Raw genomic sequence first — 17,759 nt, 5'->3', positions numbered from 1 at the left:
TAGTGTATTAGTACTAATCTCAAATATTATTGAATATCGATGTGAACTCAACTTTTTTATAACTAAAGCTATAAGCAAGGCTTCTGTGGTCACCCTTCCAGCAGGTTGTTTCCTTCAGGAGTCATAATTAAATTGATTTTAAAGCAAGATTGGGCCATATTACAATAAAAAGTCCGGAAGAAAGTATCTTCCGGACTTTTATATTTTATCCAAATTTCTTTTTTCTCAGCCAGAAGAACAATCCTCCGATAAGGCCGATAATGGCCAATGGAAGCAGTAAGTTCAGCCACTGCCATGTGGACTTCTCTTCAGTGATTCTTTGTCTGTCCAGAAGTCTTTCTTCAATATTTCTGTTTCTCAGTTCCATCAGGTTGCTGTCGTCTAATAGATAGTCTAAAGCATTTCTCAGGAACTGTTCGTTTCCAAATTGCTCGTTGGTCAGCAGGTCTACACCTAATGGAAGCGGTTTTCCTTTGATCACCTTATTTCTTCCTACATCACCGTCTGCAATAACGATCATTTTGTTTTCCGGGCTGGATGGTTTGAATCCAGGGTAAGATTTTCTTTCAATTCTGGATGCATAGGCAGAATTAAACTTTCCTTCCAATGCTACAGCGAAAATCTTCGGTGTGCTTGGTTTTTCCATTTGTCCAAGACTGTCTACACTTGCAATTTCTTTCAGGTCCACATAGTTCGGAACCTGTTTCAGTAATGTTCTTTCACTGGATTCGAAAAGAACTTTTGTTTTGATATTCTTTCTTCCCCCTAAAGTATCGATAGAAGTAGGGAATTCAAATTTTACCGGGTTAATATTCTTTGTGACCGGATTATTATTTTCAGCAATTCCAAGCGGATAATACGGCCAAGGCAGGCTTGTGTATTGTGGATTTCCGCTTACTTCTCCTGTAACCAGTCTTAATAGTGCAAACTTTTTAACGTCTTTTACCAAAGCGGGATTAATTCTTAACCCATAATTGAAAAAGAAGTCTGTCATATTGATATCTACCGGGAAAGGCATTACTTTTTTAGATCTTGTTAAGGTATCCATCTCAGCATTTACCGCATCAATCATCCAAAGGGTTTTCCCTCCATTCATGATGTACTGGTCAAGGATTACTTTTTCATTATCTGTGAAAGCTTTTCTTGGTTTTGCAATCACCAAAGCACTCATTTGCTTTAATAAAGGAACATCTTCTAATGAAAGTTCAGTCTGGTTTTTAGGAATAATAGGTCCAGCATCATAGTTTTCCATAGCCAGCTGTACAAATCCCTGGAATTCATCAGGGTTCAATTCATCATGATTGACCAGAATCCCGATTTTCTTTCTTTTTGCAGCTGCAATATTTTTAATGTTGGAAATAAGATTATACTCCAGCCCTTCAATGGATCTTGTTAACTGCTGGTCAGCATCAATTCCGGCCTGTTGTACTACCAACGGTATAGAAACACCGTCATTCCCATGTTTGATTACAGCATATGGGAAAAGGGTGATCTGTGAAATCTTTCCATCTTTTACATCCGGAAGAATAGACGGCTGCATTCCCAAGGCCATCAGCGTGTCCTGAGACATTTTTGTTTTAATCGGATCGATGAATTTAAAATCGATCTTCGGATTTATTTTTCTGAATTCTTCCAGCATGAATTTCGTCTCGCTCTGAAGCTGTTTAAAACTTGCCGGAAAATCTCCTTCCAGATATATATCAACAGTCAGAGGCTTTTTAACAGACTCCAGTACTTTGATGGTATTATCAGAAAGTGTATATCTTTTTTCTTTTGTTAAGTCTAATCTGATTCCTGAATAGGTCAGGATAATAACCAAAGGAACAATTGCAATTAAGAAAATTCCCAGTGGAGATTTAGCATTGATCTTCTTCATAATTCTACTTCTTTTTGTTTATAAAATGATTGGACAATACTAATGAAGCACCAATGACAAGAACAAAATACGCTACATCTTTAAAATCAATAAGCCCTCTTGTAAAGCCTAAGAAATGCTGATAGAAACCTATATTCTGAAGGATAAAATCTGCTCCTCCCAAAAGTTTATAGCTTGCTAATTGCTCGATTCCAAAATACATAATGAAGCACATGAAAACGCCCAACAGATAAGCCATAATCTGATTCTGTGACAATGAAGAAGCCAAAATTCCCACGGCGGCAAATGCCGCAATTAAAATAATCAGTCCAAAGTAACTTCCAAAGGTCATTCCCAGATCAATATTTCCAGCAGGAACTCCCAACACATATACTGTATAAAGGTAAATAAGTGAAGGAATAAGGCATAAAACCCCAACAATCCATACAGAAAGGAATTTCCCGGTTACGAGATCAGAAACCTTTAACGGCTGTGAAAAAAGCCAGTTTAATGTTCCTGTCTGCTGTTCTTCCGCAAAAGTTTTCATAGAAAGGGCCGGAATGATAAACATCAGCAGCCATGGAACCAATACGAAATAACTCTGAAGCGAGGCCATTCCGATCTCAAAAATATTAGAATCGTTGTCGAAAAAGAACAGGAAAAGAGTTGCGATCAAACTGAAAGCGGCAATGATCACCCATGCACTCCAGTTTCCAAAGTAACTCCAAAGTTCTTTCTTTAAAATTGCAATCATAGTTTTTTTGTAAGATGTAAAAAGGATGAATGTTTAAGACACACGTCCTACTCTACAATTATTTGTTTTTTTTATTTTTATTAACCAGTTTCACAGTCATCATGATCAGAAATACAAGAACGAAAAATCCTGCAATTAATTGCCACCAGTATTCGATCACCATTGATTTTAATATAACGGTAAACACAACCAGAAACAGAATGAATGTTGCAATTTCATTCGCCTGTCTCAGTTTGATATTGGCAATCGGCAGTGTACCACCATGTAATTCTTTTAAATGAAGGACTTTTTTCCAGCACCAGTAATGGTAAATGGCAAGCCCGATAAGGAATGTTAGTTTTAAGTGAAACCATCCCATTTTCATCAGGCCAGGATTTAAAAAGATCATGACCAATCCACATACTGCCATGATTACCCCGGCAGGAACTGTGATAATATTCCACAGTCTTCTGGCCATAAAGGTGTACTGCTCTCTAAGAATTTTCTTTTTCTCTTCAGGAAATTCATCGGTGTCTTTATAGTAAACGAAAATCCTCACGAGATAAAAAATTCCCGCAAAATAGCTTACCATAAAAATAATGTGCAGCGCTTTGATTATTGTATAAAGCATTCAGAAAAAATTAACAGCAAAGATAAGCTTATTATATAATTGTTAAAAATAAATTTCTTTTGATCAGGAAAATATAAGTAAAAACCGTTTTATATAAAAAATAATTCGGCTCGGGGCAGCAAAGCTGCCCGAGCCGAACATTATATTTCCATTATTTTAATCAACGTAATGATTAAGAAATCACTCCTAATTCTTTTCCAACTTTTTCAAAAGCAGCAATTGCTTTATCCAAATGTTCTTTAGTATGAGCAGCAGATAACTGTACTCTGATTCTGGCTTTTCCTTTCGGTACTACAGGATAGAAGAATCCGATTACATAGATTCCTTCATCCATAAGCTTTTCAGCCATTTTCTGAGAAAGAGGTGCATCGTAAAGCATTACCGGAACAATAGCAGCATCACCGTCAGGAATATCAAAACCTTTCGCTTTCATTTCGGTTCTGAAATATTCTGCATTTTCCATTACCTGATCACGAAGAGAAGTATTATCAGAAATCATATCCAATACTTTCAAAGCAGCTCCTACGATCCCAGGTGCCAGAGAGTTCGAGAACAAATAAGGCCTTGAACGCTGTCTCAGCATATCAATGATCTCTTTTTTACCGGAAGTAAAACCTCCTAAAGCACCTCCTAATGCTTTTCCTAAAGTAGAAGTGATGATATCCACTCTACCCATTACTTCATTGGCTTCGTGAGTTCCACGGCCTGTTTTTCCGATGAAACCTGTTGCGTGAGAATCATCTACCATTACCAAAGCATCATATTTATCAGCAAGGTCACACACTCCTTTCAGATCTGCAACAATACCGTCCATTGAGAATACTCCGTCTGTTACGATAATTTTGAAACGGTGGTTCTTTTCAGAAGCTGCAATCAGTTGAGCTTCCAGATCCGCCATATTATTGTTTTTATATCTGTATCTCGCTGCTTTACAAAGACGAACACCGTCAATAATAGAAGCATGATTCAGTTCATCTGAAATAATAGCATCCTCTTCAGTAAACAAAGGTTCAAAAACCCCACCGTTTGCATCAAATGCTGCCGCATAAAGAATGGTATCTTCAAGACCTAAAAAGTCAGCGATTTTTTTCTCCAAATCCTTGTGAATATCCTGTGTCCCACAGATAAAACGTACAGATGACATCCCGTATCCATGAGATTGAATCATTTCCTGAGACGCTTTCATTACTTCCGGGTGGTTGGATAATCCCAGATAATTATTAGCACAGAAGTTCAAAAGCTTTTTTCCGTTAGCTTCTATTTCTGTACTTTGCTGAGAAGTGATGATTCTTTCTCTTTTGTAAAGTCCGTCATTCTCAATATTCTGAAGTTCGTTCTGTAAATGTTGAAGGTATTTTTCAGAGATCATTTTTAGTAATTTTTTAGATGTGCTAATTTACTAAAAAGGCAGTAAAATAAAACCTTTTATATGTTTAATTCTAAAAAATCAATTCAGGTTTCAGTTTTAACATTATTAGTCTATAAATTTAGTGGGATAATATTTATATTTGTTTAAAATTTGAGAGCATGAGATTAAAGCCGGTACAAAAAATAAAGACCATCCATTCAGAAACCTTTATTAAGGACCATATGAAGCCGAGAATTCCAATTATTATTGAAGATTTTATACATCCGGAAAGCCCTGCCTTCAAAAAATGGAATTATGAATATTTCAAAGAAATTGCAGGAGATCACAAGGTAAATATTTATGGCAGCGAGCTTGATTCTCTTGACAGAGTCGCAAGTGATCCTATAGCACAAAGTACATTTTCAGAATATCTCGATCTTATACAGTCCACCCCTACTGAACACCGCCTTTTTTTGTTTAATTTATTAAAAATAAAACCTGAACTTAAAAACGATCTTATCTACAATGATGTTACAAATGGTAAAATACTAAAATGGCTTCCTTTTATGTTTTTTGGAGGGGAAGGTTCTGTTACCAGAAATCATATTGACATTGATATGTCACACGTTTTCATTACCCAGTTTCAGGGAATCAAAAGAATCTGGCTTTTTCCCTGGGAACAGTCTGATTTTATGTATAAGCTGCCATATAACTTCCACAGTCTTGCCCAAATTAAAAACCCAGACTACAGAAAATATCCTGCACTACTCTATTTAAACGGCTATGAAGCAGTGATTCACCCTGGTGAAACCCTTTATATTCCTTCCGGATGGTGGCACTATATTCAGTATGATACGGAAGGCTATTCCATCTCGGTGAGAGCCTTACCTTCAAGTCCTCTTGAGAAATGGAGAGGATTCAAGAACCTGGTCATCACAAGACATTTTGACAACCTCATGCGAAAACTGTTTAAAGAAAGATGGTTTGGATATAAAGTAAAAATAGCCCGGAAGAGAGGGGCTAAAGCTGCCAGAAAACAAAGAAGCTTTCAGATCTGAAAGCTTCCTGTTATTTTTATCGGTAATGATAAGTAAAATATGTATTGATATTTTAGAGTCTTAAATTTTAATGTTTAATGAATTTGATGCTTTTTTCATCAATGGTAATGAAATAAGTTCCCGGAACCAATTCTGAAATTCCGATCGCTTTGCCTGGCTGATAAGTTCCTTTTACTACCAGTTTCCCATCTACTGCATGAATCGTAAAATCTGCAGCTCTGTTGATACCTTTCAAGTTAATTTCATTTTTTGCAGGATTTGGATAGAGTCCAAAGCTTTCTTTCTCAACAGAGGAAACACTTAAAGTATTATCCTGAGTAACGGTAGAGTTTTTCTCCAGAATCTGGTACTCATAATTGAACTGAACACTTGCAATAGGGAATGTCACAGATTCTAAAAAACTTTGGTTATTGGAAGTATTGTTAAGGACCAGATAAGCCGTTTGTCCTGAAGTTCCGGTTACTTTTATAGGTAAAGGCATTTCGAAAAAACTCACTGCAGAACTGCTTTGGGTCTGAGAAACTTTAAATAAAGCCTGATTACCACCCTGCATCCATTTTATAGTATACGTAGGATATCCTTCCCCATACACCCAGTCATTAAAAAATCCTGTAAAATCTGTTCCGGTAGACTGAAGCAGAGAAGCATTAAAATCTGCGGTACGAGCATAGCTGTAGGCTAAATTCGGTCTTGCATGATAATCTTTAAGAGCTTGATAAAATGCAGCATCACCTAAAATCCATTTCAGCATTCTCAGTACATATCCACCTTTAGAATAAGACAGTCTGCTGTCAAATATTCTATTGATGCTGGAAAGTCCGCTGTCTGGCACATATACAGTTCCCGTTGTACTTGCTGTAATATAATTGGATTGACCTTGCAGATAATTAAGGAACTCAGTATTGGTCATCAGTAACTTTTCATTGGCAACATGTTCTCCGAAAGTTGCAAAACCTTCATTCAACCAGATATCATTCCATGCACCGCAGGTTACTTTATCACCAAACCACTGATGAGTAAGCTCATGGGCAATCAACTGTTTGCTCCAGCCTCCCATGGAAGACATCGTCTGATGCTCCATACCTCCTCCGTACATAAATTCCATGTGGCCGTATTTTTCATTACGGAAAGGATAAGAACCAAAATAGGTTTCAAAAGTATCCATCACCTGCTTTGTCCAGTTAATATTGGCTATGCTGGTAGCATTTGAATTCGTAGACGGATAAATATAGTTGACAAAAGGAAACGGAGGGTTTCCGATGGTATCAGTAAGCTTGACAAAGTTGGTAATAGACAATGCGATAAGATAAGCCGGTGTAGGATACATCGTTCTCCAGAAAGTAAGCTTGGTTGATCCTGTAGGGAAAGTTTCGGACATAAGTTTTCCATTGGCGGCAACACTGTAATTAGATGGCGTTGTAATTTTGAAATCGAATCTTTCAATTTTATCATTCAGACTTTGTTTTGTGGGAAACCAATCCTGTGCGCCATAAGGTTCATTTAAAGTAGAAAGTACCGGGACTCCGCCCTGCGTAGCTGTTGTAAAGGCACCATTGGCACTAGGCGGCATTCCTGAATAATGAATCGTCAGAGAATCCAGCGTATTCGCAGCTATCGGAGTCTGAAAATCAATTTTCACTTCGTTGGAAGGAAGCTGCTGGAAAACAAGGTTGTTACCATGATATTTAACCTGAGAAACCGTTAAAGAAGTTGTCAGATCAAAATAAATGCTTCCCATACTCTGAGTAGGTTTAAAATGAGAAGTTACCGATCCGGAAATATTATTGGAAGCCGGATTGAGCGTAACATCCATTCTTTGATACTGTAAATCGTAATTCAGAGTATTGGGATTCGTATTCCCGATATTCATTTTTTGCGTAAAGGATTTTTTCTCTTTTTCGATCAATCCTTTCATATCAATGTTTTGTTCATGCTTCTGGCCATAGAACTGCTGAGAAAATAAAAATCCCAACACCAAAAGGTACAATTTTGTCATGTTTAGAAAAATTTAACCAAATATAAAAAAAACCTTTTAATCAATGATTAAAAGGCTGTTATAATATATAAAATAAAAAATTTTTAAAGATCCAGTGCAGGTTCAAGAATTTTCTCCATTCTCTTTTTCACCATATCTACCGACCCTGAATAGTTATTTACCATTAAAGAAAACACCAATGTCTTCCCGGAATTTGTCTTCAGATAACCTGCTAATGTTTTTACTTTATTCAAAGTTCCTGTTTTTGCAAAAACCTGTCCGTTACCTCCACCTATGAACATTCTTTTTAACGTTCCGGATTGTCCTCCGATTGGTAAAGAAGTCAGATAAGATCTGTAATATTTCTGATCCATCAAAGAGGTTAGAAATTTCGCCTGAGAAATAGGCGTTACATTATTGCTTCTTGAAAGCCCGCTTCCATCCATATAATTAAGACCATTCATATCAAAACCGGCATCCTTCAGGTGGTTTGTCACCACAATTCTTCCTGATTCTGAAGTCTGGTCACCCATTTTCTGATAACCAACTGTTCTTAATAAAGCTTCTGCCAATGAATTATCACTGTGCTGATTGGTATAATAAATAATGTCACTTAAAGTTGGAGATTTATAAGCTGAAAGCATTTTTCTGCCTTCCGGGGCTGAATCTGTCATTTTCGGACTTACTTTTCCGGTAACAGGGATTCCGCTTTTCACCAATGTTGTTCTGAACGAGTTGGCAAGATAGGCCGGAGCATCAGGAATTTTGGTTGTTAAAGCCCCGTTTCCTTCATATTTATCAGCATATACCATCTGATGATTGTAAGGAGAAACATAGAAAAATTTCTTATCCGTTGAGAAACTCCCTTTTTTGACAATCAGTTTTTCGTTAGCCGGGTTGATATCACGGGTACTTCCTGCAGGCAGATAATAATTATTGTTTTCCAGCCATACAACATTTTCCGGAAGCACTGAAATATTGCCTTTGAAAAGCGCTGTCTGAATGATAATATCACCATTTACCTTTTTGATTCCCTCTCTTGAAACTCCGCCCACGAAATCTGAAATAATGTCTCTGTAAGATGATGCACCCGCTTTGTTTGTTCCCAAAGAAGGATCACCGCTTCCTATGACATACAGATTTCCATTTAAAACTCCATTTTCATCTATAGTTCCTGAATACTCCAGCTGAGTCATCCAACGGTAGTTTTCACCCAGCAGGTTTAATGCCGTTTCCGTTGTAAGCAGCTTTGTAGTAGAAGCAGGTACCAGAGGAGTATTTTCATTGTACGAAGAGATTACTTTCTTCGTTTTCGGATCGTACACTACGAATCCCCAGCTTGCATTTTTCAGCACAGGATCCGCCATCATTGTGTTCACATTAATATCTACAAGTTCTTTTGCTGACAAAACAGTTTTCTCCACCATCGTACTAACGGGTGAAGGCAGGTTTAAACTGCTTTTCTGACTGTCATAATTCTGAGAATAAAGAACGGTAGAAACGGTAGATTGAGCCAGGAAAAGACCAGAAGCCAACACCGCCGCACTTGAAATATATTTTCTGAAATTTACCATCTATCTTCTTTTTGTTCTATAGTTTTGACGCTATAAAAAATGACAGGTTAAATCATTCAATTAAAGAGCCAAACACTTAATCAACGTCCAAAAGTAGAAATTATTGTCATATAACAGACCACTGACCCGTTATAAAAGAGTGTAAAGTTTGTTAAAAATTGTTAAAAATCAACAAAAACATCTTTTTTAATGCTTTGATATGCAGTGATTTCATCAAATTCTTTCAAACTTATCAAAACCAGGTTTTTGAATTTCTCATAGTTTTTCCCACGGGGAAGCTTAAGCATAATCTGAAACTGATATAGATTATTCAGCCTTGCAATCTGAGCTCTTTCAGGACCTAAAACACAATCTTCCGGAAGATATTTTCTTAAAATGGAGCCCAGGAACTGAGACGCCCGGTCCACTTTATCTTCTTTTCTGTGCTTCATTTCAATCATAATAAGCTTCGTAAAGGGCGGATAATGGAATTTCTGGCGTTCGGTAAGGATATATTTATAGATCTTCGCAGGATTGTTCATCTTGATCAGCTGGAATACAGAATGATCAGGATTAAAGGTTTGAATAAGAATTCTTCCTTTTCCGGAAACCCTTCCGGCTCTTCCTGAAACCTGTGTGATCAGCTGATAGGCTCTTTCTTCTGCTCTGAAATCCTGTACATATAATAAGGAATCCGCTTTGGGAATAGTAACGAGTTCAATATGATCAAAATCCAGTCCTTTGGAAATCATCTGAGTTCCTACGATAATGTCTGTTTCTCCGTCTTCAATCTTTTCATATAGCTTTTCGTAGGCAAATTTCTTACGCATAGAATCCACATCCATTCTGTCCACCTCATTTTCCGGAAACAGTTTGGAAACTTCTTCATGAATCTGCTCTACACCTACTCCTCTTTCGTTCAGCTTTTCAGAATTGCATTTCGGGCAGGTTTTCGGTTTTGAAGCTCTTTGTCCGCAGTAATGGCATTTCATTTCATTGGCTGCCTTGTGATAGGTCATCACCACATCACAATTGGAGCAGTAATTGACATAGCCACAGCTCTCACATTCTATGACATTAGAATAGCCACGGCGGTTGTGCAGGACAATCGCCTGTTTTTTTTCATCCACCGTCTTCTTAATCTCTTCAACAAGTTTCAAAGAGAAATTTCCGGAAACTTTTTTAGAATCCAGCGCTTCTTTGAAATTGATCAGTTCATATTCCGGCAGATTCACATTCCCGAATCTTTCATTCAGGAAAACATATCTCATTTTATCTTTTCTGGCTCTGTAGTAGCTTTCGACAGAAGGTGTTGCAGATCCAAGGATTACTCCCGCATTGTAAAATCCGCCCAAAACCAATGAGGCATCTTTAGCATTGAAATAAGGAGTCACTTCCCTTGGTCTGTAGGCAGAATCATGCTCTTCATCCACCACAATAAGTCCCAGGTTCTGATAAGGTAAAAACAATGCATTACGGGTTCCGATCAGAATACGGATATCATTCTGCCTGATTCTTCTCCAGACTTCTACCCTTTCAAAATCTGTCAGTTTCTGGTGGTAAAAACCTAGCTGCCTGCCATATTTTTTTTCTAATCTCTGCGTAATTTGTTTGGTAAGGGAAATTTCAGGAAGCAAAAACAGAACATTTTTCCCTTCTTTGATACATTCCTCAATTTTTTCTAAATAAATATGTGTTTTTCCTGATGAAGTTACCCCATGAAGCAGGACATTTTTTCCTTCTTCAAAAGCTTGATCAATTTCAGATTTAGCAATTTTCTGCTGTTCAGAAAGTTCTTCCAGCTCTTCAATTTCTCCTTCATAGCTTTCAATTCTGTCTTTCTGCATGTAATATTCCTCCACAAGACCTTTGTCTGCTAATGGTTTGAAATGGGAACTTCCGAAATAACCGTCCTCAAACAACTCAGATTTTTTGATATGAGCATCTGGATTTTCTGTCTGTTTTTCCAAAATAAGAAGGAACAGGTCTTTCTGTTTTTGGGCTCTGTTTAGTTTTAAAAGAATTTCCGTAAGATTCTGATTGGCCAAAACCTCATCCTTAATTCTCACATAAGCTACTTCTTTAGCTTTATATTTTTCAGCAATTTTTTCATCAATTTCAATATACTGAAGATCAATCAATGAATTGATGGTCTTGATAATATCCTTTTTAGGGATAAAAGCCTCAATATCCGTCAGGTTAATCAGCTGTCGGACCTCGAGTGCCTGAATCAGGTACATTTCATTGACATCCAGGTTTTCAAAATCAACTACAATTCCTGGTTTTAATTTTAAATAAGTTTCACTTTCCAGCTTCAAAGAAGAAGGGAATGAAAACCTGTAAATTTCACCAAGACTGCACAGATAATACTCCGAAAGCCAGTTCCAGAAACGGATCTGTTCTTCAGGAACAATCGGCTTATCATCTAACATACTGATAATTTCTTTAGCAGTAAAATTTTCCGGCGCGTTGTCGTGAAGCTCAAATACAATTCCCGTATAGATTTTCTTTCCGCCAAATGGTACCAGAACGCGCATTCCGGCTTGAATTTCGGACATCATTTCTTCGGGAACTTTATAGGTAAAAGATCCTTTGAGGTTAAGTGGTAAAACAATTTGAGCGTATTGCAAGGGAAATATTTAAAGTGTAAAATTAGATTTTTCTTCAGAGAACTGCAACTTTACAAAAACTCTCTCATAATCTTTAACAGAATTGGAAACTAAATCTGTTGTATGTTTTTACTTCCTCTTTTGTCTATTCCGTAGGAATCTAAACAATCAAGTATTATAAAATCTAAAACTGTATTAATTTATTGATCAAAAACAATGATATGACAGGCTGGATTCCTACGGAATGACAAAGTGTGCGGATAAAAGAACAGTACAATTCAGAAAGTCTCTAAGAATGAATCTATAAATGGTTAAAACAGTAATTGGGTCATCTCATACCAAAATGCGGAGGTAAAAAATCCTACAATGATACTGACTCCGATGATAAGATTGGTCAGTTTTGTATTAAGTCTGAACTGTTCTGCGATGATACTGGAGGTAACCAATGTAGGCATCGCCGCTTCAAATACGGTAATTTTAGCCACATCTCCTTTTATTCCCAGTAATAAAGCCATTCCCAAAACAATTGCCGGTGCCAGAATAAGCTTGTAAAGCATTGACATTGACATCTGCGGAATCAGTTTTTTCCATCCGTTAAATTTCAGCTGCAGTCCAACTGAAAACAAAGCTAATGGACTTACGGTAGCTGCAAGCTTATCAAAAAACGGTTCTGCAACGGTAAAATCAATAAACCGCGACAATATCAGGGCGGAAATACAACCTATTAATGGAGGAAATGTAATGAGTCTTTTTAAAATGAATACTGCACTTACTTTTCCTGATCTGCTTCCTCCTTTTACAGCAGCAATAATTCCAAGAGTAGAAAGGGCAAAGAACATCGTTTGATCACAAATAATGGCAATACTCAGAAGCCCTTCGCCATAAAAAGCACTGATCAATGGGAATCCTATGAATGATGTATTACTGTAACCGCTTGCCAGTTCTAAGGTACTTCTGGAACGCCTTGAATATCCCCTGCTCTTGCTATAAAACATCATAAAGAAGAAGCAGAACACAGAAATTAAAAATGTGGCTGCTATCGGAAACAGCATTTCTGTTGTCCATTTTACTTTAGGCAGATATTTAAACGAAACTGCCGGAAGAGCAAGATAAAGAATCCAGGTATTGATACCCTTGTGAGCATCGGGGTGGATAGATTTTGTTGCTTTAAATATCATTCCTGCAATAATGCACACTGCAATGAGAACAAAATTTACCATAACTGTAAAGAAATATGATGCAAATTTACGGCTGATTTTTGAGTTGGAAGGGTAAAATTTATATTTTTTTGAGTACAATTCCGATACAGAATACTATTCCTGATTATTACAAAGTCTTAATGGATTTCTTTTTCACCAATTCAACAAACAAATCTGTTCTCCTCATCAACCTCATTTTAAATTCCAAGATATTATTTTTATAATAAATAACTATATTTTAAATAATTTTTATAATAATAAATTCTGGCGGAAATTTGTACTGTTGATAAGAGATAAAATACTAACTGAAAATAAATCAGTGAAAATATCTTTTAGAAACACATTTGTAAAATAATAAAATAAGACCAATCATCTCATTTTTTTAATAATTAAAATTTTAAACAATGAATATTAATATTTTCAAAGAAGCAAGTATAGGTTCCTTAGACCTTAAAAACAGAATTGCCATGGCTCCAATGACCAGAGCCAGAAATGAAGATGGAATTCCGAAAGGTTTCAATGCTGAATATTACGCACAACGTACCGGTACAGGACTGATCATTACAGAAGGTACTGCAATCTCTCCTACTTCAAAAGGAGTCCTTCATATTCCGGGATTATATACTGACGAACAGGTAGAAGGCTGGAAACTCGTGACTGATGCTGTACATCAGAAAGGAAGCAAAATTTTCACTCAATTATGGCATGTGGGACGTGTTTCTCATGTAACGATCCAACCGGACGGGCAAGCTCCTGTTTCTTCTTCTGATATTCAGGCAGGTGAAACGCATGCATGGGGATATGATGAAAACGGAAAAGAAGGTTTTGTCATTAATTCCAAACCACGTGCATTGGCTACTGATGAAGTAAAACAGATTGTTCAGGATTTTACTTTAGCGGCGGTAAATGCTATAAGAGCTGGTTTTGATGGAATTGAACTTCATGGAGCCAACGGATATCTTATTGAACAGTTCCTGAACCCGTTTGTGAATACCCGTAATGATGAATATGGCGGAAGTATAGAAAATCGTTCTCGTTTTTTACTGGAGATTGTGGATTCTGCGATTGCAGCGATCGGCGCTGATAAGGTAGCTATCCGTTTAACTCCTTATGGCGGATTGTACGAAATGCCTTATTACGATGAGATAGAAGCTACTTATGAGTATTTGGCGAAAGAACTTTCCAAGAGAAATATTGTTTACGTTCATATTATGGACCAGAAATCGAGAGGGAGTTTTGCTTTACCGGAAGATTTTATGAAACGTTTCAGAAGCTGGTATGATGGAGTGATTATTCTTGCAGGAGGCATGGACAGAGAGAAATCTGAAAAATTGATTAATGAAGGGTTAATTGATATTGCAGCGTTCGGGGAAGCTTTTATTTCCAACCCTGATCTCGTGGAAAGACTTGAAAACAACTGGGAGCTCACTCCTCCAAAAAGAGAACTTCACTACGGACTTACCATGGAAGGGTATCTGGACTGGGAAGTATACAATAAACAACAATCAAACTAACATAATTATTGTTTAAATTTCACTATACTATCAAAAAGAGCTATCGTAATGGATAGCTCTTCTTGTTCATAATTTTTATAATTATCAATAGCTTAATCTTTCATCCTGTTTTTCAAATCTACTTCAGCACCAAGAATTCTAACAATCTCTATTTCTTTTATTCCAATAATTCTGTAAAATATAATATGCTTATTTGATAAAAAGCCAAAAATATCATATTCAAGCTCAGGATAAGATTTTCCAATCTTAGGATGCTCTGCTAGCATCTGACAAAAATAAATGAGTTCTTCATAATATTTATCTGCTTGAAATTCTGACCAAAATTCCAAAGTATATTCATAAATTTTAGTAATATCTTCAACAGCTTTATTGGTAAAAGTATATTGAGCCATTACCTTTTTATCTTAGCTTTTAATGATGCCAAATGTTTTTCCGGATTAAAATCAGCAGCAACTCCACTTTCAATACCTTCCTGAATAGCATTTTTAAGAATCTGAATTTTATTTTCTTCTTCTTCAAGTAATCTTAAACCAGCTCTGATCATTTCACTTGCATTTTTATACCGTCCTTCAGCAATCTTATGATCTACAAAATCTTCAAAATAATCACCTAAAGAAACTGATGTATTACGTCCCATATGATTTTGATTTTAAACTCAACATATCAAAGTTACCATTTTTTGGTAATTTAATCAAATTTTATCAGAATAAAAAGTTAACCATATCATCTTTATAAATTTCATTACTCTTTCATCACATCCCAAAGGCTCATCAATTCTACATTTCCCAAAGGTTTTGAGAGTGTTATTCTTTTTGAAGTTCCCGGTAGGAGATCAAAGAAATTATCGCTGAAATGAGTATCTCCAATCAAATAAATATCTTTTGCAAGGACATCTGTTGAGATTTCAATTTCACTTGGTGACATTTTTCTGATTTTGATATTTGGTTTTGAAAGTTTCAGGTCTTTCGGTTTATTAAAAAAGAATAGTTTTTGAAATGTTGCATCCTTTTCAAAGCTGATCTTTAAAACGGCTTCAGACAGATTAAACTGTGCTAATTCTGATTTATTTATACTTCTGATTTTCTTGCTTACATCAGCATTTACAACGTCTGACTGATTGGCTTTCCAAAGTGTTTTCCCTTTAAAATCAATGAGTTCAAACTTCGTATCTACTTTCAGTTCTTTCATAAGGTCACTTATCAGATAAACGTCATAGCTTTTATTGGTTTCCGCTATTGATACCAAAACGGGTTCAAAGCTTCTTTTTGCCTGATAATGGAAGGCTTTCCAGTTTCCGAGATAATCAATGGAAGACCATGAAACTACCGGCCAGCAGTCGTTGAGCTGCCAATACAGTGTTCCCATATTGTAAGGTTTTGCACGGCGGTGAGCTTCAATGGCAATCTGCATACCTCTCGCCTGCAGCAGCTGTGAAACGTAATTATACTGAACAAAATCGGTCGGGATTTTATAATCACGTTTCAGATATTCATTAATAATATCCCAACCTCGGGCATGCTTTTCATGTGCTTTGATAGTTGAATTTTGCAAATTTAAATCCGGGATTCCTGAAAACATGGATTTGGTAGTTTCAAGAGTTGGTGTTCCCTGAAAACCATATTCAGACATAAAACGTCCTACTTTTTCGTTGTAAATCTCAAATGGCTGCTCTCCCCACCAAACACCCCAATAGTGAGAATCTCCTTCTGTAAGGCTTTCTTTATGTCCCCAGCCGATAGACGGAGAACTCGGCCAATATATATTTTTATCAGACTTCAGGTTTTCTGCCAGTGCATTGGGAATCACATCATGGAATAACTTTTTATAGTCTTTCCAAACCTGCAGTGAATCATTTTTTGAATAGTTGAACTGTTTCTGATATCCCCAGTTGACAATAGCTTCATCAATTTCATTATTCCCACACCACAAAGCAATAGATGGATGATTCTGAAGTCTGCTGACCTGATCCTTTACTTCTTCTTTTACATTGTTTAAAAATGCTTCGTCTGCAGGGTAAAAACTTCCTGCAAACATAAAATCCTGCCATACCAAAATTCCGTTTTCATCGCAGGCTTTGTAAAATTCATCATCTTCATAAATGCCACCACCCCAGATACGGATCATATTCATATTGGCGTCTTTGGTATCTTTGATCAGTTTATGATATTTTTCTTTGGTCATTCTGGGTGAAAAACTGTCTCCCGGAATCCAGTTGGTTCCTTTGATATACAACGGATTTCCATTCACTTTAAAATAGAATGATTTTCCTTTTTCGTCTTTTTCCTGAACCAATTCTACAGTTCTTAATCCTATCCTGATATCTTTAACATCAATATTTTTAAGGTCTTTTGAAAGTTTTATTTTAAAATCATAAAGATTAGCTTCACCACGCCCGTTAGGCTGCCAAAGCTTCATCCCTTTTGTGTCATAAGGAACTGATATTGTATTAATCCCTTTTTTTAAAGCTATTTTTTGGTGGATTTTATTAAGATCTAAGGTGTAGTCTCCTGCATTTTGAGCATAAATTTCCACTTCAAAATGTAAATCAGAGGCTTTTTCAGAGTTGTTCTGAATATCTTTAACGGTAATAATTTTGGCATTATTCCAGAATTCTAGTGTAACATCTTTCCAGATTCCCGCAGTAACCAATCTTGGTCCCCAGTCCCATCCGAACTGATACTGTGCTTTTCTCACAAAACTTCTTGGCGATTCCGGCATGGTAAACGGAACTTTTTTGGCCAGTTCTTTTCCGGCATTAACAGCAGATTGAAACTTAATCTGCAATGTATTAGTACCTGATTTCAGAAATTGTTTCACAGGAATATTCCATTTCCTGAACATATTATCTGTTTTCTTTAAGAGCTTACCATTAAGATAAATTTCAGAAAATGTATCCAAGCCATTAAAGACTAAATCAATATTATCATTTTTCAATTCCTGAGAGGAAACCGAAAATTGAGTCTGATAATCCCAATCTTCATTTTCTACCCATTGTACTTTCTTTTCATTTTCATCTTTAAAAGGATCAGGAATGACCTTGTTATCCATTAAATCCAAATGAACGGTTCCCGGTACTTTCGCAGGAAGCCAGTTCTGATCTTTTGAATTTTTAAACTGCCAGTTCTCAGAAGACAAATTTCTTTGGAAAAACTGTGCATAAAGGATGTTCTGCATAAAAAGGAAAGCAAAAAGGATCGTTCTATTCATCAATAAATTTGTTTTGTATTGTTACCATACCAGTGATTTTGTCATTCCGAGGTACGAAGGAATCTCTACCATAAGAA

Annotated in this window: 13 protein-coding genes; 2 read left to right on the top strand and 11 right to left on the bottom strand. The window is 36.4% G+C overall.

Annotated features, from left to right (window positions below):
* Positions 1–205: 205 nt before the first annotated feature.
* The 4 genes from gldG to kbl form a co-directional block, all read right to left on the bottom strand.
* Positions 206–1,876, bottom strand: a complete 1,671-nt coding sequence (gldG, locus tag DYR29_RS22315; protein ID WP_213278593.1) for a gliding motility-associated ABC transporter substrate-binding protein GldG — start codon at positions 1,874–1,876, stop codon at positions 206–208.
* A 4-nt stretch (positions 1,877–1,880) separates the two neighbouring features.
* Complete coding sequence (locus tag DYR29_RS22310) at positions 1,881–2,609, bottom strand: ABC transporter permease subunit (protein WP_047423584.1); 729 nt, start codon at positions 2,607–2,609, stop codon at positions 1,881–1,883.
* A gap of 58 nt (positions 2,610–2,667) precedes the next feature.
* Entirely contained in the window at positions 2,668–3,219 is a 552-nt protein-coding gene (locus DYR29_RS22305) for a CopD family protein (RefSeq protein WP_213278592.1), read from the bottom strand.
* 172 nt (positions 3,220–3,391) lie between these two features.
* A complete protein-coding gene (gene kbl / locus DYR29_RS22300; RefSeq protein ID WP_213278591.1) occupies positions 3,392–4,588 on the bottom strand; it encodes a glycine C-acetyltransferase in 1,197 nt (398 codons plus the stop codon).
* Positions 4,589–4,746: 158 nt separating this feature from the next.
* On the opposite strand from kbl, the gene DYR29_RS22295 reads away from it, so the two are divergent.
* The gene (locus tag DYR29_RS22295; protein WP_213278590.1) at positions 4,747–5,625 is read left to right on the top strand and encodes a cupin-like domain-containing protein; all 879 of its coding nucleotides are present in this window, start codon (positions 4,747–4,749) and stop codon (positions 5,623–5,625) included.
* Between the two features lie 67 nt (positions 5,626–5,692).
* Here DYR29_RS22295 and DYR29_RS22290 read toward each other — a convergent pair whose 3' ends face one another.
* The 4 genes from DYR29_RS22290 to DYR29_RS22275 form a co-directional block, all read right to left on the bottom strand.
* Positions 5,693–7,621 carry a M1 family aminopeptidase gene (locus tag DYR29_RS22290; RefSeq protein WP_213278589.1) on the bottom strand — a complete coding sequence of 643 codons (1,929 nt, stop codon included), beginning with the start codon at positions 7,619–7,621 and terminating at the stop codon, positions 5,693–5,695.
* An 83-nt stretch (positions 7,622–7,704) separates the two neighbouring features.
* On the bottom strand, positions 7,705–9,174 hold the full coding sequence (gene dacB / locus DYR29_RS22285; protein ID WP_047423591.1) for a D-alanyl-D-alanine carboxypeptidase/D-alanyl-D-alanine endopeptidase: 1,470 nt from the start codon (positions 9,172–9,174) through the stop codon (positions 7,705–7,707).
* Positions 9,175–9,335: 161 nt separating this feature from the next.
* Positions 9,336–11,783, bottom strand: coding sequence for a replication restart helicase PriA (gene priA / locus DYR29_RS22280; protein WP_213278588.1), 2,448 nt, complete (start codon positions 11,781–11,783; stop codon positions 9,336–9,338).
* A gap of 290 nt (positions 11,784–12,073) precedes the next feature.
* Entirely contained in the window at positions 12,074–12,982 is a 909-nt protein-coding gene (locus DYR29_RS22275; RefSeq protein ID WP_213278587.1) for an AEC family transporter, read from the bottom strand.
* 383 nt (positions 12,983–13,365) lie between these two features.
* On the opposite strand from DYR29_RS22275, the gene DYR29_RS22270 reads away from it, so the two are divergent.
* On the top strand, positions 13,366–14,475 hold the full coding sequence (locus DYR29_RS22270) for an alkene reductase (protein ID WP_213278586.1): 1,110 nt from the start codon (positions 13,366–13,368) through the stop codon (positions 14,473–14,475).
* 92 nt (positions 14,476–14,567) lie between these two features.
* Here DYR29_RS22270 and DYR29_RS22265 read toward each other — a convergent pair whose 3' ends face one another.
* The 3 genes from DYR29_RS22265 to DYR29_RS22255 form a co-directional block, all read right to left on the bottom strand.
* Complete coding sequence (locus DYR29_RS22265) at positions 14,568–14,867, bottom strand: type II toxin-antitoxin system RelE/ParE family toxin (RefSeq protein ID WP_213278585.1); 300 nt, start codon at positions 14,865–14,867, stop codon at positions 14,568–14,570.
* Positions 14,867–15,112: a type II toxin-antitoxin system ParD family antitoxin gene (locus DYR29_RS22260; RefSeq protein ID WP_213278584.1), complete on the bottom strand. Its 246-nt coding sequence runs from the start codon at positions 15,110–15,112 to the stop codon at positions 14,867–14,869. The genes DYR29_RS22265 and DYR29_RS22260 overlap by 1 nt, the downstream gene beginning before the upstream one ends.
* 104 nt (positions 15,113–15,216) lie before the next feature.
* Positions 15,217–17,682 (bottom strand): beta-mannosidase, encoded by a 2,466-nt coding sequence (locus DYR29_RS22255; RefSeq protein WP_213278583.1) that lies wholly within the window; start codon positions 17,680–17,682, stop codon positions 15,217–15,219.
* Between the last annotated feature and the right edge of the window lie 77 nt (positions 17,683–17,759).

Source organism: Chryseobacterium indologenes, from assembly GCF_018362995.1.
In the GTDB taxonomy this organism is placed as follows: Bacteria; Bacteroidota; Bacteroidia; order Flavobacteriales; family Weeksellaceae; genus Chryseobacterium; species Chryseobacterium indologenes_G.
Note: the sequence above shows the minus strand (reverse complement) of the source record. Positions and strands in the feature narration are given on the sequence as shown.